The sequence below is a fragment of the Streptomyces sp. NPDC006711 genome (genome assembly GCF_042869775.1).
GTDB lineage: Bacteria > Actinomycetota > Actinomycetes > Streptomycetales > Streptomycetaceae > Streptomyces.
On the sequence record NZ_JBIAGO010000008.1, the window covers coordinates 1 to 18,799 of the forward strand.

The 18,799-nt window shown below is 71.2% G+C and carries 21 protein-coding genes; 6 read left to right on the top strand and 15 right to left on the bottom strand.

What is annotated here, in order from left to right:
- Positions 1–147: 147 nt before the first annotated feature.
- The 4 genes from groL to ACFYM2_RS17845 all read right to left on the bottom strand — a co-directional run bounded on the left by groL (position 148) and on the right by ACFYM2_RS17845 (position 4,385).
- Positions 148–1,776 carry a chaperonin GroEL gene (gene groL / locus ACFYM2_RS17830; protein WP_350232180.1) on the bottom strand — a complete coding sequence of 543 codons (1,629 nt, stop codon included), beginning with the start codon at positions 1,774–1,776 and terminating at the stop codon, positions 148–150.
- 145 nt (positions 1,777–1,921) lie between these two features.
- Positions 1,922–2,230 carry a co-chaperone GroES gene (groES, locus tag ACFYM2_RS17835; protein WP_309053476.1) on the bottom strand — a complete coding sequence of 103 codons (309 nt, stop codon included), beginning with the start codon at positions 2,228–2,230 and terminating at the stop codon, positions 1,922–1,924.
- A gap of 378 nt (positions 2,231–2,608) precedes the next feature.
- Positions 2,609–3,460: a polysaccharide deacetylase family protein gene (locus tag ACFYM2_RS17840; protein ID WP_359008799.1), complete on the bottom strand. Its 852-nt coding sequence runs from the start codon at positions 3,458–3,460 to the stop codon at positions 2,609–2,611.
- Positions 3,461–3,479: 19 nt separating this feature from the next.
- Positions 3,480–4,385 carry a polysaccharide deacetylase family protein gene (locus tag ACFYM2_RS17845; protein WP_388458802.1) on the bottom strand — a complete coding sequence of 302 codons (906 nt, stop codon included), beginning with the start codon at positions 4,383–4,385 and terminating at the stop codon, positions 3,480–3,482.
- 95 nt (positions 4,386–4,480) lie between these two features.
- On the opposite strand from ACFYM2_RS17845, the gene ACFYM2_RS17850 reads away from it, so the two are divergent.
- Entirely contained in the window at positions 4,481–5,683 is a 1,203-nt protein-coding gene (locus ACFYM2_RS17850; protein ID WP_388837442.1) for a methyltransferase domain-containing protein, read from the top strand.
- 45 nt (positions 5,684–5,728) lie between these two features.
- On the opposite strand, the gene ACFYM2_RS17855 is transcribed toward ACFYM2_RS17850, so the two are convergent.
- The 3 genes from ACFYM2_RS17855 to ACFYM2_RS17865 all read right to left on the bottom strand — a co-directional run bounded on the left by ACFYM2_RS17855 (position 5,729) and on the right by ACFYM2_RS17865 (position 7,393).
- On the bottom strand, positions 5,729–6,094 hold the full coding sequence (locus ACFYM2_RS17855; RefSeq protein ID WP_350232177.1) for a hypothetical protein: 366 nt from the start codon (positions 6,092–6,094) through the stop codon (positions 5,729–5,731).
- Positions 6,095–6,160: 66 nt separating this feature from the next.
- Positions 6,161–6,793, bottom strand: coding sequence for a hypothetical protein (locus ACFYM2_RS17860; protein WP_359008803.1), 633 nt, complete (start codon positions 6,791–6,793; stop codon positions 6,161–6,163).
- A gap of 123 nt (positions 6,794–6,916) precedes the next feature.
- On the bottom strand, positions 6,917–7,393 hold the full coding sequence (locus ACFYM2_RS17865) for a VOC family protein (RefSeq protein WP_388458800.1): 477 nt from the start codon (positions 7,391–7,393) through the stop codon (positions 6,917–6,919).
- Positions 7,394–7,790: 397 nt separating this feature from the next.
- Here ACFYM2_RS17865 and ACFYM2_RS17870 point away from each other — a divergent pair, with 397 nt between their 5' ends.
- The 4 genes from ACFYM2_RS17870 to ACFYM2_RS17885 are packed head-to-tail and all read left to right on the top strand — an operon-like array spanning position 7,791 to position 11,104.
- Positions 7,791–8,090 carry a chorismate mutase gene (locus ACFYM2_RS17870; RefSeq protein WP_388458798.1) on the top strand — a complete coding sequence of 100 codons (300 nt, stop codon included), beginning with the start codon at positions 7,791–7,793 and terminating at the stop codon, positions 8,088–8,090.
- Entirely contained in the window at positions 8,087–9,337 is a 1,251-nt protein-coding gene (locus ACFYM2_RS17875; protein ID WP_388837157.1) for a 3-deoxy-7-phosphoheptulonate synthase, read from the top strand. The genes ACFYM2_RS17870 and ACFYM2_RS17875 overlap by 4 nt, the downstream gene beginning before the upstream one ends.
- Positions 9,338–9,381: 44 nt before the next feature.
- A complete protein-coding gene (locus ACFYM2_RS17880; protein WP_388458794.1) occupies positions 9,382–10,551 on the top strand; it encodes a histidine decarboxylase in 1,170 nt (389 codons plus the stop codon).
- 43 nt (positions 10,552–10,594) lie between these two features.
- Positions 10,595–11,104 (top strand): phenolic acid decarboxylase, encoded by a 510-nt coding sequence (locus tag ACFYM2_RS17885; RefSeq protein ID WP_388458792.1) that lies wholly within the window; start codon positions 10,595–10,597, stop codon positions 11,102–11,104.
- A gap of 94 nt (positions 11,105–11,198) precedes the next feature.
- On the opposite strand, the gene ACFYM2_RS17890 is transcribed toward ACFYM2_RS17885, so the two are convergent.
- From ACFYM2_RS17890 to tsaB, 7 genes are all read right to left on the bottom strand, one after another.
- Positions 11,199–11,555: a YciI family protein gene (locus tag ACFYM2_RS17890; protein WP_388458790.1), complete on the bottom strand. Its 357-nt coding sequence runs from the start codon at positions 11,553–11,555 to the stop codon at positions 11,199–11,201.
- Between the two features lie 146 nt (positions 11,556–11,701).
- Positions 11,702–13,870 carry an RNA polymerase recycling motor ATPase HelR gene (gene helR, locus ACFYM2_RS17895; RefSeq protein ID WP_388837160.1) on the bottom strand — a complete coding sequence of 723 codons (2,169 nt, stop codon included), beginning with the start codon at positions 13,868–13,870 and terminating at the stop codon, positions 11,702–11,704.
- A gap of 199 nt (positions 13,871–14,069) precedes the next feature.
- The gene (locus ACFYM2_RS17900) at positions 14,070–14,921 is read right to left on the bottom strand and encodes a polysaccharide deacetylase family protein (RefSeq protein ID WP_359008811.1); all 852 of its coding nucleotides are present in this window, start codon (positions 14,919–14,921) and stop codon (positions 14,070–14,072) included.
- Between the two features lie 87 nt (positions 14,922–15,008).
- On the bottom strand, positions 15,009–15,269 hold the full coding sequence (locus tag ACFYM2_RS17905) for a hypothetical protein (RefSeq protein ID WP_359008813.1): 261 nt from the start codon (positions 15,267–15,269) through the stop codon (positions 15,009–15,011).
- A complete protein-coding gene (tsaD, locus tag ACFYM2_RS17910; protein WP_388837445.1) occupies positions 15,269–16,426 on the bottom strand; it encodes a tRNA (adenosine(37)-N6)-threonylcarbamoyltransferase complex transferase subunit TsaD in 1,158 nt (385 codons plus the stop codon). The genes ACFYM2_RS17905 and tsaD overlap by 1 nt, the downstream gene beginning before the upstream one ends.
- Positions 16,423–16,905, bottom strand: a complete 483-nt coding sequence (gene rimI / locus ACFYM2_RS17915) for a ribosomal protein S18-alanine N-acetyltransferase (RefSeq protein ID WP_359008821.1) — start codon at positions 16,903–16,905, stop codon at positions 16,423–16,425. Before rimI ends, tsaD begins: the two co-directional genes overlap by 4 nt.
- A 65-nt stretch (positions 16,906–16,970) precedes the next feature.
- Positions 16,971–17,624 (bottom strand): tRNA (adenosine(37)-N6)-threonylcarbamoyltransferase complex dimerization subunit type 1 TsaB, encoded by a 654-nt coding sequence (gene tsaB / locus ACFYM2_RS17920; protein ID WP_388458784.1) that lies wholly within the window; start codon positions 17,622–17,624, stop codon positions 16,971–16,973.
- Between the two features lie 145 nt (positions 17,625–17,769).
- Here tsaB and ACFYM2_RS17925 point away from each other — a divergent pair, with 145 nt between their 5' ends.
- Positions 17,770–18,315: a hypothetical protein gene (locus tag ACFYM2_RS17925; RefSeq protein WP_359008823.1), complete on the top strand. Its 546-nt coding sequence runs from the start codon at positions 17,770–17,772 to the stop codon at positions 18,313–18,315.
- Positions 18,316–18,561: 246 nt separating this feature from the next.
- Here the strand turns inward: ACFYM2_RS17925 and ACFYM2_RS17930 are convergent, their stop codons facing one another.
- Positions 18,562–18,747 carry a hypothetical protein gene (locus tag ACFYM2_RS17930; RefSeq protein ID WP_359000805.1) on the bottom strand — a complete coding sequence of 62 codons (186 nt, stop codon included), beginning with the start codon at positions 18,745–18,747 and terminating at the stop codon, positions 18,562–18,564.
- Between the last annotated feature and the right edge of the window lie 52 nt (positions 18,748–18,799).

Below are 18,799 nucleotides of genomic sequence, written 5' to 3' on the forward strand. Positions count from 1 at the left end.
AAGACGCTCGACTGGGATACCCCAGCCGAGCGTCTACGTGATCTACTCACCACCTGAAACCCAGTGGTGTTGCGACAACCCCCTGAACCCAAGCCCCCCGAAGGGGATGCCGGGCCTCAGCTGTGCGGAGCTACCGCTGACCTGGGGTCAGTGGGAGTGGCCGTGACCGTGGCCGTGGCCGGCCTCGGGCTCCTCCTCGGCCGGCTTCTCGACGACCAGGGTCTCGGTCGTGAGCAGCAGGGAGGCGATGGAGGCGGCGTTCTCCAGGGCGGAGCGGGTGACCTTGACCGGGTCGATGACGCCGGCCTTGACCAGGTCGCCGTACTCACCGGTGGCGGCGTTGAAGCCGAAGCCCTTGTCGAGCTCGCTCACCTTGGAGGTGATGACGTAGCCCTCGAGGCCGGCGTTCTCGGCGATCCAGCGCAGCGGCTCGACGACGGCGCGGCGCACGACCGCGACACCGGTGGCCTCGTCGCCGGTCTTGTCGAGGTTGCCCTCCAGGACCTTGGCGGCGTGCACCAGGGCGGAGCCACCACCGGAGACGATGCCCTCCTCGACCGCGGCGCGGGTCGCGGAGATGGCGTCCTCCAGACGGTGCTTGCGCTCCTTGAGCTCGACCTCGGTGGCGGCACCGACCTTGATCACGCACACGCCGCCGGCCAGCTTCGCGAGGCGCTCCTGGAGCTTCTCGCGGTCCCAGTCGGAGTCCGTGGCCTCGATCTCGGCCTTGATCTGGTTGACGCGGCCCTCGACGTCGGCGCTGTTGCCGCCGCCGTCGACGATCGTGGTGTCGTCCTTGGTGATGGTGACGCGGCGCGCGGTGCCCAGCACCTCAAGACCGGCCTGGTCGAGCTTGAGGCCGACCTCCTCGGCGATGACGGTCGCACCGGTGAGGGTGGCGATGTCCTGGAGCATGGCCTTGCGGCGGTCGCCGAAGCCCGGGGCCTTGACGGCCACGGCGTTGAACGTGCCGCGGATCTTGTTGACGACCAGGGTCGAAAGGGCCTCGCCCTCGACGTCCTCGGCGATGATCAGGAGCGGCTTGGAGGCGCCGGCCTGGATGACCTTCTCCAGGAGCGGCAGCAGGTCCTGGATCGAGGAGATCTTGCCCTGGTTGATCAGGATGTACGGGTCGTCGAGGACGGCCTCCATGCGCTCCTGGTCGGTGACCATGTAGTGCGAGAGGTAGCCCTTGTCGAAGGCCATGCCCTCGGTGAACTCCAGGTCCACGCCGAAGGTGTTGGACTCCTCGACGGTGATGACACCGTCCTTGCCGACCTTGTCCATCGCCTCGGCGATGAGCTCGCCGATCTGCTTGTCCTGGGCGGACAGCGCGGCGACGGCGGCGATGTCGGTCTTGTCGTCGATGGGACGCGCGGTCGCCAGGAGCTCGTCGCAGACGGCCTTGACCGCGGCGTCGATGCCCTTCTTCAGGGCGGCCGGGGAGGCACCGGCGGCGACGTTGCGCAGACCCTCGCGCACCAGCGCCTGGGCCAGCACGGTGGCGGTGGTGGTGCCGTCACCCGCGATGTCGTTGGTCTTGGTCGCCACCTCCTTGACGAGCTGGGCACCCAGGTTCTCGTACGGGTCGTCGAGCTCGACCTCGCGCGCGATGGTGACACCGTCGTTGGTGATGGTGGGGGCGCCGAACTTCTTGTCGATGACGACGTTGCGGCCCTTCGGGCCGATCGTCACCTTCACCGTGTCGGCAAGCTTGTTGACGCCACGCTCAAGGGCGCGACGGGCGTCCTCGTCGAACTTCAGGATCTTCGCCATGGGAGCGGTTCAGCCCTCTCGAAAACTCGGGTTAATGACACTGCGCCCCTCGCCGCCCGGCAATCAGCGGGGTGACCAGGGGCGCAGCTTTCAAAGCAGGTGCTTCGAAGAAGTACTTCGATGAATTACCGAATGGCTTCGGTAATTACTTCTCGATGATCGCGAGCACGTCGCGAGCCGAGAGGACGAGGTACTCGTCGCCGTTGTACTTCACCTCGGTGCCGCCGTACTTGCTGTAGAGCACGACGTCGCCGACCTTGACGTCGAGCGGCAGGCGCTCGCCGTTCTCGAAGCGGCCCGGACCAACGGCGAGGACGGCGCCCTCCTGGGGCTTCTCCTTCGCGGTGTCCGGAATGACCAGGCCGGAGGCCGTGGTCTGCTCGGCGTCGAGCGGCTGGACCACGATGCGGTCCTCAAGCGGCTTGATGGCAACCTTGGAGCTGACGGTCGTCACGATCCGGTCTCCCCCTTCGGAGATCTCACGGGGTTAACTGTTTGGGGTGGCGACCAGGTGGATCCGTCGTCGCGGGTGCCGGACCTGCCCGTCGCTGTGTTGGCACTCTCCGGTGGGGAGTGCCAGAAGCGAGACTAGGACGACGGTTAGCACTCGGTCAAGCGGAGTGCCAATCTCGCGCCCCTGCGGCGGATCGGACCGGGACGCGCGGAGGGGCGCGGCCGGGCCAGAGGCGGGGGCGCGGTCGGGTCAGAAGCGGGGGCAGAGGCGGGCGCGTGGCCGGACCAGAAGCGGGGGCCGGTCGCAGCCGGGGGTCAAGGGGCTGGGGCCGGTCGCAGCCGGGGGTCAAGAGGCGGGGGCCGGTCGCAGCCGTGTGGGTCAGAGGTAGTCCTCGATCCGGCCCACCGTGAAGCCCCGCGTCCGGATGTAGTCCAGCGCCCGCGCGGTCCGCCGGGTCGCGTCCGCGCCGGGCCCGAGCCGCACCCGCACGATGTCGCCGGGCCGCAGGGACCGGGCGCCTCGGGCATAGCGCGGGCCGTCGGCCGTCATCGTGACGCGGGCCAGGACGACCGCGCCCACCCCGCACTCCTTCGCGGCCCGCAGCGTGGTGGCGTCGTAGGCACCGTAGGGCGGCCGGAACAGTCTCGGACGGCTGCCGAACCGGGCGGCGATCCGGTCCCGCTGCCCGCAGATCTGCGCCCGCTGGCCCGCGTGGTCCAGGGTCCGCAGGTCGCGGTGGTCCAGGGTGTGGTTGTAGAGCCCGGCGCCCAGGGCGCGCAGCTCGTCCAGGCGCTCGCGCGTCGCGGCGTCGGGGGCGAGGGCGCCGCCGGGGTTCGCGCTCGTGAGGAACAGCGCGACGGGCAGCTCAAGATCGCGGATCATCCGCGGGAAGCCGGGGTCGGTCACCGGCCCGTCGTCGAAGGTCAGGAAGACCACTCTCGCCCGTACCGGCACCCGGTCCACGACGAAGGGCAGGCGCGCGCCGGCGCCGCCGGACGGCGGGCGCGGGGCGGGGGCGAGCGGGGCGGCAAGACCCCAGCGCCGGGCGGCGGCCACCCGCGCGGCGGCCCCGGCGCGCGGCACCGAGGTGGGGTGGGCGGCCCTGCGCCCGAGCCGCTGGAAGGGGGCGACGGGCGCGCTCGGCTCCGAGCACCCGGCCAGCGGGCCGAGCAGCGCACCGACCGCGAGCAGCCCGGCCAGGGCGCCCCGCAGCCGGTGCGCCCGCCTCATCCCGTCTCCCGGGACCGGGTCACACGTAGTCCTCGAGCCGGGCCACGGCGTACCCCTTGTCGGTGATCACCTTCATCACCTGGCGGACCATGTCGGGCATGGTGCCGTTCCAGTCCTGACGGCCGCGGAAGTGGGTCAGGATGATGTCGCCGGGGTGCAGGTCGCGGTCCCACTCGCGCCACTCCATGTGGTCGGTGAAGGCCTCCTCGGCCCACAGCGGCGCGGCCTGGATCCCGCAGGACTGGGCGGCCTTGAGGGTGTCCTCGTTGTAGTTGCCGTACGGCGGCCGGAACAGCCGGGGCCGCTTGCCCGCCCACTTGCCGATCTTGTCCTGCTGGTCGCAGATCTCGCGCCGCTGCTCGTCGTAGGAGAGCGCGGGCATGTACCGGTGGTTGAGGGTGTGGTTGTTGAGCGTGACGCCGAGGCTCTGCATCTTCCTGAAGTACTCGTGGTCGTCCTTGACCAGGTAGTCGCTGAGGAACGCGCTGTAGGGGATGCGCAGTTCCTGCATCATCTTCAGGAAGGTGGGGTCCTTCTCGGCGCCGTCGTCGATCGTCAGAAAGACGATCTTGTCCTTGGTGGGGACGGTGGTGAAGACGGGCGGCAGCGAGTCGCCGCCGTCGGTCTCGAACCCCGGGCGGTTGGTGATCTTCGGTTTGACGGCGGGCACGGGGGGCGCGAGCAGGGGCGGCTTGGCGAGACCCCACTTCTTGACGGCCGCGAGCCGGGCGGCCTCGGCCTGCTTGAGCTGCGCGGAGTAGTCGGCGAGCGCGCCGGCGGGCCCCTGTTTGGCGGCCCCCGGCCCGGGCCGGCCGTGGCCCGCGTCCTCGGAGGAGCACCCGGAGGCGAGCAGGGCGGCGGCGAGCCCCAGGACGGCACAGGCGGCCTTGGTCCTGTTTTTTCCCTTTTGTCGTACTAGTTGCATGGCGCCGCATCCTGTCAGGCGCGCGCCCGCCGGCCCCGGCGACACCGCCGCCACGGACCCCACCATCGCCCGCCTGGCCCACAGCGGGTCGCGCGCTGGACGACAATGACGGGGTGAACGACCTCGACACCTTCGCCCTGCTCCTGACCGACGAGGGCCGGGCGCTGCTCGCGTCCCTGCGCGCGTACGACCCGGCCCAGGAGCTGGCGGTGGCCACCCGGCTGCGCCGCGAGCACGACGCGGGGCTGGTGTCGGCGGCGCTGGGGCAGGCGCGGCTGCGGCAGCGCGCGGTGGCGAAGTTCGGCGCGGCGGACGCGTACCGGATGTTCTTCACGCCCAACGGCGTCGAGCAGTCCACCCGCGCCTCGGTGGCCACGCACCGCGCGAAGACGTTCAGCGCACGGGGAGTGCGCGCGGTCGCGGATCTGTGCTGCGGCATCGGCGGCGACGCGCTGGCGCTCGCGCGGGCCGGAATCCGCGTCCTCGCGGTCGACCGCGACCCGCTGACGGCGGCGGTGGCCCGCGCCAACGCGGAGGCACTTGGCCTCGGAGACCTGATCGAGGTGCGCTGCGCGGACGTGACCGACATCGACACGGCGCCCTACGACGCGGTCTTCGTGGACCCGGCGCGACGAGGCGGGCGGGGCAGGATTTTCGACCCTGAGGCGTACTCGCCGCCGCTGTCCTGGGCGACCTCGGCGGCCCTCGCCGCGCCCTTCGCGGCGCTGAAGGTCGCCCCCGGCATCCCGCACGAGGCGATCCCGCCGCGGGCCGAGGCGGAGTGGATCTCGGACGGGGGCGACGTGAAGGAGGCGGTGCTGTGGTTCGGCACGGGCGTGACGCCCGGCGCGGTCCGCGCGACGCTGCTGCCCGCGTCCGCCTCGCTGTGGACGGCCGCGCCGCTCGCCGCGCCGCCGGTGGGGCCGGTGGGGCGCTATCTGTACGAGCCGGACGGCGCGGTCATCCGCGCCCATCTGGTCGCCGAGATCGCACAGCGGTGCGGGGGGAGGCTGATCGACGAGACGATCGCGTACGTGACGAGTGACGAGCCGTACGCGTCTCCTTACGCCTCCGCGTACGAGATCACCGACCAACTCCCCTTCAACCTCAAGAAGTTGAAGGGGCTGCTGCGGGAGCGGGAGGTGGGGGTGCTGACCGTGAAGAAGCGGGGGTCGGCGGTGGAGCCGGAGGAGGTACGCCGACGGGTGAAGCCGGCGGGACCGCGTTCGGCCACGGTCTTCCTGACCAGGGTGGCCGGCGCCCCCACGATGCTCATCGGCAATCCGGTACGCCCGTGACGCGAGGCGACGCGCCCATACGCCCCTGACGCGAGGCGACGCGGGTCAGGACAGGTCGGTCAGGGGATCCGCGTAGACCTGGGAGAGGGGCTGCGGCCCGACGTATTGCTGACAGTTGCACTGGCCGGATTCAAACCGCAGCGGCTTCTTGCTCTCGTCCCACGCGACCGGAACCTCCACCCGCTCATGACACTTGCCGGCCTTGTCGTGCTTGGCCAAATGGTGCGTGCAGCCGCACACCGGCTCGGGCGCCTTGTGCGCGGATTCCAGGGCGAGACGTTCCTGCTTCGCCGCCTCAAGACGCTCCATCTTGCGCTCGTGCCGCGTACGCAGAGCGGTACGGGCGTTGTCGATCGCCCACCCGAACCCGCCCATCCAGAACACGATCAGAATCCACCAGTACCACTGCACAGCGGCTGCCCTTCCCCCGGAATGTGTCACCGCGTGACGCCGCGGCCTCCCCAGAATAGAGCCGGGTCACCCGCGCAGGCCCAGCGTGGTGCGCGCCCCGAGGCAGCGCTGCACCCAGCGCCGGTACGCCGCCGCCTTGGCCACGCCCACGAGCCCGGTGAGCCAGCAGATCAGGCCGAGCCCCATGCCGTAGGCGACGAGGGCGTACGTGTCGTGGCCCGGATCCGCGGTCGCGGGCAGCACGAGGCAGACGGCGAGACCCGCCCCGCACAGCAGCACCGATGGTATGAGCCACGCCAGGCTCAGGGCGGGCCTGACCAGGTTCCGGTCGAGCACCGGATCGCGGTCCAACTCGGCCCACTGGCGCATGAGTTGGCGTATACGTCGGTCCTTGCGCAGGCCGAACCCGACGGCGAGTCCGGCCGGGATCATCACGCCGAGACCCAGCAGCAGGAAGAGCCCTCCCACGATCGCGCTCAGCACATCGGTGAGGGAGGTCAGCGCAGCGCCGACCAGCGACCAGCCCAGCGCGAAGAGCGCCGCCCACAGCCAGAGCAGCCACAGCCGGCCCGCGCCCAAGTACCCCCGGAGCAGCACCTCCAGGGCCTGGGCCCGGTCGGCGAGCAGCGCGTTGCGGTCGCGCCAGGTGCGCAGTGCGACCGGGGGCGGAGAGGGGGGCAGGGGCGAACTCGGCGACATGCGCCAGAGGTTATCCGGGGCGCCCCTGACACGGGCGCCCACCCTGGGTCATGCTCAGCGCGGTCGGCCGGATCCCGTCGTCCGCCGGGCCCGGCCCGCGCGCCCCGCCCCTCGCGCTTGCGCCTACGCGTCCCGCAGCGTCTTCAGGTCCAGCTTCTTCATGTCCATCACGGCGGCCATGACCCGGTCGGCCTTCTCCGCGCCGGAGCCCAGCAGCTCGGGCAGCTCGGCGGGGACGATCTGCCAGGACAGCCCGTACTTGTCCTTGAGCCAGCCGCAGGGTCCTTCCTCGCCGCCCTCGCCCAGTCCCGTCCAGAACCGGTCGATCTCCTCCTGGTCCGCGCAGCTCACCGCGAGCGAGACCGCCTCCGTGAAGGTGAACTGGGGGCCGCCGTTGAGCGCGGTGAACCGCTGGCCGGCGAGCTGGAAGTCGACGGTCATGACCGTGCCGGTATCGCCGGGGGCGGAGGCGGCGTAGTGGGTGATCCCCAGGATCCGGGAGTCGCCGCCGAAGATGGCGATGTAGTGGTTCGCCGCCTCTTCGGCCTGGCTGTCGAACCAGAGGAAGGGGGTGATCTTCTGGGTGATCTTCGCGGTCATCGTCTGCCTCCTCGGCGGTGCCGGACCCGGGGTGGGCGGCTGCGACACATAAGACCGCCCCGGTCCACGAAACTCATCGCGCCACGGCCGGCCCCTTCCGCCGTCCCCCCGGAAGAACCCCGCGCAGGGCCTCGCGGGGGGGGGCGTGCCCCCGTGCCCCCGTGCCCCCGTGGCAGGGCCCGGGCAGAGCCACACCGCGGCAGCCCGGTGAGCACCGCCACCTCCGGGCCTCTTTCATCACAGGGGCAAACCATGCGCACCGGGCGGTGGTACACGGATGCTTCCGCGTCCCGCTGTACGCCCTTCTACGCGACTTCGGCCAGGGTAGCCGGAATACATCACCGCACCGGATGTCCGGTGCCCCCGCCCCCGGCCACCCGTTCAGGGAGGATTCGCCATGTCCGACAACGGGCGCATCGCGCACCTGCGTTCGCGCATCGACGAGATCGACACCGTGCTCATCGACCTGCTCGGCCAGCGCGCCCGCCTTTCCGCGCAGGTACAGCAGGCCCGGATCGCCGACCACGGACGGCGCCTCGCCCACGGACGCGAGAGCGAGGTGCGCGGTCACTTCCGCGACCGGCTCGGCGCAGCGGGCGAGGGCGTCGCCGTGGCCGTCCTGCGGCTGTGCCGAGGACATGAGAGCGCGTCCACCCAGGGCGCTGCCGCCCGCGACATCCCCAAGGGCGCCCGATGATGAAGACGTCCCGCCCCGCGCACCACGACAAGAACGACTCGGGCTTCACACTCCCCCTGAGCGAAGCGGAGATGGACGAGTGGCGCCGGCTGCCCGCGCGGCAGCAGCCGGTGTGGGAGGACGGGGAACGAGCCAGGGAGTGCAGGCGCGTCCTGGCCAAGTCCCCGGGGCTCGTCACCGCGGCGGAGGTCGACGAGCTGCGCGGCATCCTGTCGCGGTGCGCGCTCGGCGGGCTCGACATCGTCCAGGTGGGCGACTGCGCGGAAGACCCGGAGCAGTCGGCCCCCGACGCGGTCGGACGCACGATGGGGCTGATCGACGCACTGGCGGGCATGTGGCAACTGACCACGGGAAACCCGGTCGTGCGGGTCGGCAGGATAGCCGGACAGTACGCGAAACCCAGGTCGGAGCCGACGGAGACGGTCGACGGACGCCCCCTCGCCGTCTACCGCGGACACATGGTCAACCGCCCCGATACCACGGAGGCGGACCGCCGGCACGTTCCCGATCACATGCTCCACTGCTACCGGAGCGCGAGCCAGGTGCTGGCCGAACTGGAACGGCTGAGGACGGCACCGGCCTGCCAGCCGCGGATCTGGACCAGCCACGAGGCGCTGGTGCTCGACTACGAGCTGGCGCTGCTGCGCCGCGATGACACCGGTCGTACGCTCCTGACATCGACACACTGGCCCTGGATCGGCGAACGTACGCGCCAGCCCGGCGGCGCTCATGTGCGGTTGCTGGCTTCGGTCATCAACCCGGTGGCCTGCAAAATCGGGCCCGCCGCCACCCCCGACGACGTACTGGCGCTCTGTCAGGCCCTCAACCCTGAGCGGGAGCCGGGCCGGCTGACGCTGATCGCCCGCATGGGTGAGGACCGGGTGGGCGACGCCTTGCCCCCGCTGGTCGAAGCGGCCGTTGCCGCACGGCATCCCGTGCTGTGGCTGTGCGACCCCATGCACGCCAACACCTACCGAAGCGGAGGCTTCAAGACCCGCCTGACGAAAGCGATCACCTCGGAACTCCAGCAGTTCCGGCGCTGTGTCACCGAATCCGGCGGCGTTCCCGGTGGAGTCCATCTGGAAGCCACGTCGGCGGACGTGGCCGAATGCGTCGGCGAGGAGACCGGTGCCGAGCCCGAGCACGAGCGGTACACCACCCTGTGCGACCCGCGCCTCAACCCCCGCCAGGCCCTGTCCGTACTGGACGCGGCGGGCCGCGCGGCGGCGGGGGACGTGCGGGACTGACCGCCACACGGAGCAGGGCCGCACCACACCACGAGGAGCCCCACGTGCGGATTTCCCTTGAAAGCGATCTGGCCATCGGTGACGAACCCCGCAGCGCGGAAGACAGCGCGGCGGACAAAGCGTTGCTCAAAACGGTCGCCAACCACATGCGCCAAGCCCGCGAACACATGGTCGGCTTCCCGGTCAACCTCGACTTCGACTACCGGCACCTGGCCGAGTACCTCGCCGTCCACGGCAACAACGCCGGCAGCCCCTGCGGGAGCAGCGAATACCACCTGCACAGCAAGCACTTCGAGCGGGCCGTGATCGACTTCTTCGGGAAGCTCGCGGGGGCACCCGCCGGAGCCGCCTTCGGCTACGTGAGCAACGGAGGCACCGAAAGCAACATCTACGGGACCTACCTCGGCAGGGAGCGGCATCCCGACGCCGTCCTCTACGCGTCGGCGCAGGCCCACTACTCCGTTCCCAAGATCGCACGACTACTGCGCATGGACCACGAACCGGTGCCCACGGATCCCGCCGGTGCGATGGATCTGGGAGCCTTGCGCACCGCATGCCGGCGGCACAGCGCGCGCGCCGCCGTCGTCGTGGTCACCATCGGCAGTACGGGCAAGGGAGCGGTGGACGATCTGCCGGGGATCCGCGGCGTGCTTGATGAGGTGGGCATAGGGCGGACGCACCTGCACTCGGATGCGGCGTTCGGCGGGCTGCTGGCCGCGCTGGGGCCCCACCCGGTGCCGTGGGGCTTCGCCGACGGGGCCGACAGCATCGCCATCAGTGGACACAAGATGATCGGCTCCCCCATCCCCTGCGGTATTGCCCTGGCTCGTCCCCAGCACGTCGAGGTCATCCGTCTGCACGACGCGGCGGTGGGCGCGGACGACGACACGATCAGCGGCTCGCGGGACGCGCTCTCCCCCATCATGCTCTGGCAGGAGCTCCGCGCACTGGGCCGGCAAGGGCTTGAACGGCGCGTACGCCGGTGCCTGCGGGTGGCCGACTACGCCACCGACCGCCTGCGCGCCTGCGGACGCCACCCGGTCCACCCACCGGGGACGAACACCGTTCTCTTCGACGCCCCGGCCCAGGCGGTGTGCGAGCGGTGGAACCTGCTGCACGTGGACGGGCAAGCACATCTGATCACCATGCCGCACGTGACCCACGAGCACGTCGACCGCCTCTGCCAGGAGATCGTGTCGACTGCCGGCTCCTGACCTGCCCGCCCCACGCGCCACGCGCCACGGCAAGGAGACTCACATGCCCGCGAAATACCCGATTCAGGATATTTCATTCCTCCTGGGTCAACACCTGATCTACGAATACACCGGAGGTGTGAGAGCCGAGCTCTACGTCAAGAACGAGTCCACCATCGATTACCGACTTCACGAGGGCCCCCTGGCGGGACGCTGGCTCAAAGATCAGGCGGCTGCCGCGGCCAACCTCGGCGCCGGCATGGGATCGCTCTCGTGGGCCGAGGAAACGGGCAGCACCACCAGTCTGGTGATCAATCTGGCGGGCCGCTGGCTGCACGCGAGCGCCTTCTTCGCGAAGTGGGTCACCGACTGCCCCGAACTGACCATGGGATATCAGAACAGGCGGCTGCCGACGATCCACCGCCTCCGCGATGAGGGTCCGGTGGCCCCTCACCTGCACATGGAACAGTTCGCGACGATCACCTTCTCGGAATACCGCGGCACGGACAACGAAGAGGTCATCGCGTGCGGTCCGGCGCGGTTGCCTTCCGATTACCCGGACCGCGAACACTGACCACAGCTCCGCCGTGGACGGTGACGGCGGCGCACCGCAGGGCGCCGAGTGGCTGGGCGCGCGGGACCCCGCACCCCCAGCCACCAGACACCCCCTAGCCCTCCGCGATCTCGCGGAGCTCCGACGTGATGTCCCACTCCTCCCCGTGAATACGGAGAAACCGCTTCGTCCACTCAAACGCCTCCCCCCGATCCTTCGCCTGGATGATCGCGTAACCCCCCACGACCTCCTTGGACTCCGTGAACGGCCCGTCCGTGACGGTCAGTTCACCCTTGTTCCAGCGGAGCCTGGCGCCCTCGGCGGTCGAGGTGAGTCCGGCGGTGTCGAGCAGGACCCCGGCCTTGGTCATCTCCTCGATCAGCGCGCCCATCCGCTCCATGAGCTCGGGGCTGGGCCCACCCTCGGGGCCGTTGTTCTCGTCGACGCGGATCATCGTCAGGTAGCGCGGCATGGCCGGCCTCCGTTCGGTTGTGTACGGCTCGGTTGTGTACGGCTCGTACGGAACGCGGGTGGTTCTCCCCGCCTCTCAGTTCTACGTCGAACGGGGGCCCACCGGATCGACACCACCCCGGTATTCCGTCGAAACACCGCACGCCGTCAGGACGTCAGCACGACGAGCCGCTGCGTCGCCCTGGTCATCGCGACATAGCGGTCCACCGCCCCCTGGATCCCGGTGCCGAACTCCTCCGGGTCGACGAGCACCACCAAGTCGAATTCGAGGCCCTTGGACAGCTCCGGGCTCAGCGAACGTACGCGGGGCGTGGCACGGAAGCCGGGGTGGCCGATCACGCAGGCGATCCCGTCCGCGTGGTCGGCGAGCCAGCCCTCGACGACCGCGTCGAGCTCCGCGACCGACCCGTACGTCACCGGGACGCCGCTGCCGCGCACCGAGGCCGGCACGTTGGCGTCGGGCAGGGCGGCCCGGATGACCGGCTCGGCTGCCGCCATCACCTCTCGCGGGGTGCGGTAGTTGATGCCGAGCGTGGCCACCTCGGCCCGGTCGAGCCCGATCCGCGCCAGACGCTCGGGCCACGTCTCGGTGAAGCCGTGCCTGGCCTGGGCCCGGTCCCCGACGATGGTGAAGCTGCGCGAGGGACAGCGCACCAGCAGCATCTGCCACTCCGCGTCGGTGAGCTCCTGCGCCTCGTCCACGACGACGTGCGCGAACGGCCCGGCGAGCAGGTCGGGCTCGGCGGCGGGCAGGGCGCTCTCGTCGATCAGGGCGTTCTGGAGGTCCTTGCCGCGCAGCATCCGCAGCGCGCCCTCGCTCTCGTCTCCGCCGGACTGGAAGTCGGACGCCGAAAGGATCTCGTCGATGACGCCGGACATCCGCTCCCGCTCGGCGGCGACCAGCGCGTGGTGGCGCTGCTTGCGCCGTTCCGCCTCGGGGTCCCCGAGCCGCTGCCGGGCGGCGTCCAGGAGCGGCAGGTCGGACACGGTCCAGGCCTGCGCGTTCGTGCGCCGCAGCAGGCGTACGTCGTCGAGCCCGAGCCAGGGCGCGCACAGGCGCAGGTAGGCGGGGACCGTCCACAGGTCGCCGACCACGTCGGCCGCTTCGAGCAGCGGCCACGCGCCGCCCAGCGCCTGGGCCAGTTCCGGGTCCTTGAGCAGGGTCCCGCGCAGCTGCGCGGGGGTGACGTCGTCACCGTCGTACTGGTCGACCAGGATCGAGACCAGCGCCTCCCGCACCAGCTCGCGCCCCTCGTTGTGCGGGGTGCCGGGGCCGGGCGCCGCGAAGGCCTCGGCCCAGTCGTCGGCGGTGAGGCGCAGGTCGCCCCAGGGGGTGGTGAGGGTCAGCGCCGAGGTGGGCGGCTCCTCGTAGAAGGCGACGGCCTTCTCGACGGCCCCGACCATGGCGACGGACGCCTTGAGGCGGGCCACCTCCGGGTCGTCCTCCTCCTTGGCGCCGGCGCCCTCGGCCACCAGGTCGCGCAGGACGCAGGTCTGTACGCCCTCCTCGCCGAGGCTCGGCAGCACGTCCCCGACGTAGTCCAGGTAGGGGCGGTGCGGGCCGACGAAGAGGACACCGCCGCGCCGGTGACCCAGGCGCGGGTCGGAGTAGAGCAGGTAGGCGGAACGGTGCAGGGCGACGACGGTCTTGCCGGTGCCGGGGCCGCCGTCGACGACGAGCGCGCCGCGCGAGCCCGCGCGGATGATGGCGTCCTGGTCGGCCTGGATGGTGGAGAGCACATCCCGCATGCGCGCCGAGCGGTTGGTGCCGAGACTGGCGATGAACGCGGACTGGTCGTCGAGGGCGGCGTGCCCTTCGAGCCCGTCGGCGGTGAACACCTCGTCCCAGTAGTCGCTGATCCGGCCGCGCGTCCAGCGGTACCGGCGCCGGCTCGCCAGGCCCATCGGACCGGCGTGGGTCGCCGCGAAGAACGGTTCGGCGGCCGGGGAGCGCCAGTCGATCAGGAGGCGGCGGCCCTCGCTGTCGGTGAGGCCGAGCCGGCCGATGTAGAGGGGTTCGGGTGCGTCGGCCGCGACCACGCGCCCGAGGCAGAGGTCGAGGCCGAAGCGGCGCAGGGTGCGCAGCCGCGCGGTGAGCTGGTGGACCTCGTTGTCGCGGTCCATGGCGGCCCGGCCGACGCCACCGGGTGCCCGGCGCAGTTCGTCGAGGCGGCCGGAGAGTTCGGTGATCGTCTGGTCGAGGGTGCGGGCGATGGCGGCGAAGTGCCGCTCGTCGCCCCCGATCAGCGCCGGATCGGCCTTGGCCGCGAGACGGTCGGGAAGGTCGAACGCGCTGGAGGATTCAGAAACCGACAACTGCCCACGCACTTCGTGAAACTCCCATTTCCGCAGGTACTGGCCCGAGGCCAGTGATTCTGCGGCACGATGGGGGCCTTGCCGCAAGCCCCCCAGTGCGCTATATCTTGATAGTGGCAAGGAGAGCACGCGCTCCTTGCCTTTTTGTTATTCCGATTCCGCGTGCGCGTTCCGGACGGGGCCTCGCCCCGTCCGCCGCTCAGACGTAGTCCTCCAGGCGTGCCACCGTGAAGCCCTGTTCCTGGATGTGGCGGAGCATATTGGCCGTCATCTGCGTCATGGATGTGCCCTTGAGCTCCTTGGGGCCCCGGAAGTGCGCCAGGATGATGTCGCCGGGGTGCAGCTTCTTGTCGCCGCGCTGGTACTGCATGTTCGTGATCTGCATCGTCTCGCGCCACAGCACGATGGCGCGGATGTCGCAGGACTTGGCCGCGGTGCGCGTGTTCTCGTTCCAGTTGCCGTACGGGGGCCGGAAGAGGCCGGGCGCCTTGCCGTACTCCTTGCCCAGTTTCGTCTCCTGGGCGCATATCTCGTTCTTCTGCGCGGCCGCACCGAGCGTGCGCAGATTGGGGTGCGAGAGCGTGTGGTTCTCGATGGAGTTGCCGAGATCCTGGAGCGGCTTGAAGTAGCCGTAATCACTGCGAATGATGTCGTCGGTCAGGAACATCGTGAACGGGACCTTCAGGTCCCGCATCATTTCGACGAACTTGGGGTCCTTCTCGGCCCCGTCGTCGAACGTCACGAAGACGATTTTCTCGGTGGTGGGAATGTCGCTCACCACCGGGACGTCGCCCGGCTTCGTCTTCACCGGCTTCTCGGCCGGCGGCGCGGGCGGTGCGGCGAACGGCTTGAGACCCCACTTGCGGTACGCGGCCTCGGTGGCGGCCGCGTCGTCGCCCGGGGACGCCTTCGAGGACGCGCCGCCGGCCGTGCCGGACGGGGTGGTGGCCGAGGGGGCGCTGCCCGATCCCCCGCCGGAGGAGCAGCCCGCGACCATCAGCAGGCCGAGGAGCGCCGCGCCGACCGCTTTCCTGCGTACGAGCCAACCCATGTCCACTTACCGCCCGTTTCTGTCATCAGCTACTCCTAGCTTGATGCCAGAAACGGTCAGAGGGTTGCTTGAATTGATCGGAGGCCGTCAGCAGGGCTCCGGCCCCAGCGCCTCGAAGCGCCAGCGGTGCACCGGCCGGGCCACCAACTCGGCCTCCGGGTCCGGGAGTTCGGGCAGGTCGGCATCGAAGGGCGCGTCCCACCAGGTGATGACGAGGACCCGGTCGCCGGGCGCGCGCAGGATCTCCCGGCGCTCCGGCGTCCCCGACGGCTGCTCGCGCACCCAGGCCAGCAGGTCGGCGCCCCGGCCGTCGGCGGCCCGGGCCTCCCACATCAAGGCGACGGTCATCAGTACAGGTTCTTCTTGCTGACCTCGTGCACATGGTCGTGGTCGTGACTGTGCCCGCCATCGTGGCCGTGCGCGTGACCGTCGCCGTGCGCGTGACCCTGGGCGTGCGCCTCGCCCGGCACGTGCGGCTCGGTCACCGGCAGCGAGGAGTCGGCCGAGAGCTCCAGGTCGGAGGCGGGCCGGTTCCTGGCCACCATCTCCGCGCCGAGCGCGGCGACCATCGCGCCGTTGTCGGTGCACAGACCCGGCCTCGGCACCCGCAGCCGGATCCCGGCCCGCTCGCAGCGCTCCTCGGCGAGCGCGCGCAGCCGGGAGTTGGCGGCCACCCCGCCGCCGATCATCAGGTGGTCGACGCCCTCGTCCTTGCAGGCCCGTACGGCCTTGCGGGTCAGCACGTCCACCACGGCCTCCTGGAAGGACGCCGCCACATCGCGCACCGGCACTTCCTCGCCCGCGTTGCGCTTGGCCTCGATCCAGCGGGCCACCGCCGTCTTCAGACCGGAGAAGGAGAAGTCGTACAGCGGATCGCGCGAGCCGGTCAGGCCGCGCGGGAACGCGATCGCCTTCGGGTCGCCCTCGCGCGCGAGCCGGTCGATGACCGGGCCGCCGGGGAAGCCGAGGTCGAGCACCCGGGCGATCTTGTCGAAGGCCTCGCCCGCGGCGTCGTCGATGGTGGCGCCGAGCGGGCGCACGTCGGCGGTGATGTCGGGGGCGAGCAGCAGGGAGGAGTGGCCGCCGGAGACGAGCAGCGCCATCGTGGGCTCGGGCAGCGGCCCGTGCTCCAGCTGGTCGACGCAGATGTGCGAGGCGAGGTGGTTGACCCCGTACAGCGGCTTGTTCAGGGCGTACGCGTACGCCTTGGCGGCCGAGACGCCGACGAGCAGCGCGCCCGCGAGCCCGGGGCCCGCGGTGACCGCGATGCCGTCGAGGTCGCGCGCGCAGATCCCGACGGTCTTCAGGGCGCGCTCGATGGTCGGCACCATCGCTTCGAGGTGGGCCCGGGAGGCGATCTCGGGCACCACCCCGCCGAACCGGGCGTGGGTGTCCACGCTGGAGGCCACGGCATCGGCGAGCAGCGTCGTCCCGCGCACGATGCCAACGCCGGTCTCGTCGCAGGAGGTCTCGATGCCCAGTACGAGCGGTTCGTCAGCCATCAGTCAGTCTCTTCTGTTCCTTGGACGTATTCCTGGACGGTCAGTCGCATGACGAGCGCGTCCACGTTGCCCGGCTGGTAGTAGCCGCGCCGGAAGCCGATGGGCTCGAAGCCGAAGCGCTCGTAGAGCTTCTGGGCCCGGGTGTTGTCCACGCGCACTTCGAGCAGGACCTCGTCGCACTCGAAGGCGGTGGCGTGCTTGAGCAGGTCGCTCAACAGGCGCGCGCCGAGCCCGGTGCCCCACTGGTCGCGGGCGGCGGCGATGGTCTGGACGTCGGCGAGGTCACCGGCGGCGGCGAGCCCCGCGTACCCCACGAGCCGGGCCCGGCCGTCCTCGAAGGACTCCGCGACCACATAGCGGCGGGTGGCGCCGGGGCCGCGCGCGTGGGCGAGCTCGGACCAGAACATCCCCGCCGACCAGGCGTCCTCGGGGAACAGTTCGTGTTCGAGGTCGAGTACGGGCGCGATGTCCCACCAGCGCATCTCGCGCAGCACGACCTCGCTCGCCCGGGCCTCGTCCACTCCGGTCCCGCCCGCTTCGGCCCCGCTCACTGGGGCGTGACCACCTTGTAGTTCTTGGGCACCTGCGCGTCCGGACGGCGCAGGTAGAGCGGCGTGGGCGGCAGGAAGGGCGAGCCCTCGGCCAGCTTCGCGGCGGCGAGCGAGGCGAGCGCGGCCGCCGACTGGTGCTCGGGGTCCCGGGCGTCGGGGAATGCCTCCGGGTACAGGAGGGCGCCCGCGCCGACGACGGGCAGGCCGCTCAACTGCTGCGCGATGTCGCCGGGCCGGTCGACGGCGGGCTCGCCCACGCGCGTACGGAAGTCGTCGTAGCGGGCCCAGTAGACCTCCTTGCGGCGGGCGTCCGTGGCGACCACGAACGGCTCCTCGATGCCGGAGGCGTGGGCGAGCCCGTCCAGGGTGCACAGACCGTGGACGGGGACGCCGAGCACCGAGCCGAAGGTCGCGGCGGTGACCAGGCCGACGCGCAGCCCGGTGTAGGGGCCGGGGCCGACGCCCACGACCAGGTCCGTCACGGCGTCCAGTTTCAGGCCGGCCTCGGCGAGCACCCGGTCGACGGCGGGCAGCAGCAGCTCCCCGTGCCGGCGGGCGTCGACCTGCCGGGCCTCGGCGAGCACGGAGGTGCCGTCGTGCAGGGCGACGGTGACGGCGGGGGTGGCGGTATCAACGGCGAGCAAGAGCACGCGAACAGCCTACGACCAAGCCGGCGGAGGCACGGCGTCCCGCCCGAGCCGTCACCTGCTGCTACCGTCAGCCGCAGGTATGACCGTAGGCATGCACGTACGTACGAAAGGGGAAGCCCAGGTGGCAAGGAGCAGCACGGGGTTCGTGGCCGGGCTCACCGCGGCCGCTCTCGCGGTGGTCGGCTTCCTCGCCTACCAGGCGTCGGCGAGCGCGCCTCCGGCCGCCCAGCTGGCCGCCCCCACCGGGAAGGCGTCGGCGTCCGCCAAGCCCTCGAACCTGCCGCCGGCGGGCTCCCCCGCCACCAAGCCCGATCTCTCGCTCCCGGCCAACTCGGGCACGGGCGTACGCGTCGTGTACTCGCTCGGCGCGAAGCGGGTGTGGCTGGCGGGCGTGACGAAGACGCCGAGGACGTTCGCCGTCATGCCGTCCGCGATCAGCCCGAAGCCCGGCACGTACGTCGTGACCTCGCGCACCGGCCACACCACCGGCTCGGACGGCGTGGCCATCGAGCACGTCGTGGTGTTCACGACGGCCCAGAACGTGGTGGTCGGCTTCAGCGCGGCGGTGGACGACTCGATGGCGAGCCCCACGACGGCGAAGAAGACCGGCGGCATCCGCATGAAGCGGGCGGACGGCGACGCGATGTGGGCGTTCGCGACGCACAACTCCAAGGTCGTCGTCGTCCCCTAGGGGGTGTCTGGTGGATCAGGGTCGGTCAGGGCGCGGCGTCTGGTGCGGTGCATCGCAAGGCGCCGGAGCGTCTCGATAGCGGAGCTATCGGGGCGATTCGGCAACGCCGCGAGGTGCCGTGCCAGACGCCGCGCCCCCGGCCATGGTCCACCAGACACCCCCTAGCGGGCGCGGCGCGCCGGGCCGCCACCCGATGGGCGCGCCGGGGCGCCACTCGATGGACGCACGGGACGCCACCCGATGGAGCTACGCGGCGTCCCGCCGGGCGTCATCCTCGTCGCCCTCGTGGGCGGTCCCGGTCTTCCCGCGCGGCGGGGTGGACACCGCGCTCGCCGCGGCGCACGAGGCGAGCAGATCGTGTATCGACACCCCGGACGGCACCGGCACGCCCTGCGGGGCCCCCGGCTTCGCTTCGCGTTCCGGCACGGTCATGGCGGCCTCCTGAGGCTGCGGAAGAAGGCGCGGTTAGGTAGACCTAACCAGG

Bases quoted from the DNA above. Each gene is read 5' to 3' on its own strand.
- groL (WP_350232180.1), bottom strand. From the start codon at position 1,776: ATGGCGAAGATCCTGAAGTTCGACGAGGACGCCCGTCGCGCCCTTGAG.
- ACFYM2_RS17840 (WP_359008799.1), bottom strand. From the start codon at position 3,460: ATGAGGCGGGCGCACCGGCTGCGGGGCGCCCTGGCCGGGCTGCTCGCG.
- ACFYM2_RS17845 (WP_388458802.1), bottom strand. From the start codon at position 4,385: ATGCAACTAGTACGACAAAAGGGAAAAAACAGGACCAAGGCCGCCTGT.
- ACFYM2_RS17860 (WP_359008803.1), bottom strand. From the start codon at position 6,793: ATGTCGCCGAGTTCGCCCCTGCCCCCCTCTCCGCCCCCGGTCGCACTG.
- ACFYM2_RS17865 (WP_388458800.1), bottom strand. From the start codon at position 7,393: ATGACCGCGAAGATCACCCAGAAGATCACCCCCTTCCTCTGGTTCGAC.
- ACFYM2_RS17870 (WP_388458798.1), top strand. From the start codon at position 7,791: ATGTCCGACAACGGGCGCATCGCGCACCTGCGTTCGCGCATCGACGAG.
- ACFYM2_RS17875 (WP_388837157.1), top strand. From the start codon at position 8,087: ATGATGAAGACGTCCCGCCCCGCGCACCACGACAAGAACGACTCGGGC.
- ACFYM2_RS17885 (WP_388458792.1), top strand. From the start codon at position 10,595: ATGCCCGCGAAATACCCGATTCAGGATATTTCATTCCTCCTGGGTCAA.
- ACFYM2_RS17890 (WP_388458790.1), bottom strand. From the start codon at position 11,555: ATGCCGCGCTACCTGACGATGATCCGCGTCGACGAGAACAACGGCCCC.
- ACFYM2_RS17900 (WP_359008811.1), bottom strand. From the start codon at position 14,921: ATGGGTTGGCTCGTACGCAGGAAAGCGGTCGGCGCGGCGCTCCTCGGC.
- ACFYM2_RS17905 (WP_359008813.1), bottom strand. From the start codon at position 15,269: ATGACCGTCGCCTTGATGTGGGAGGCCCGGGCCGCCGACGGCCGGGGC.
- rimI (WP_359008821.1), bottom strand. From the start codon at position 16,905: ATGCGCTGGTGGGACATCGCGCCCGTACTCGACCTCGAACACGAACTG.
- ACFYM2_RS17930 (WP_359000805.1), bottom strand. From the start codon at position 18,747: ATGACCGTGCCGGAACGCGAAGCGAAGCCGGGGGCCCCGCAGGGCGTG.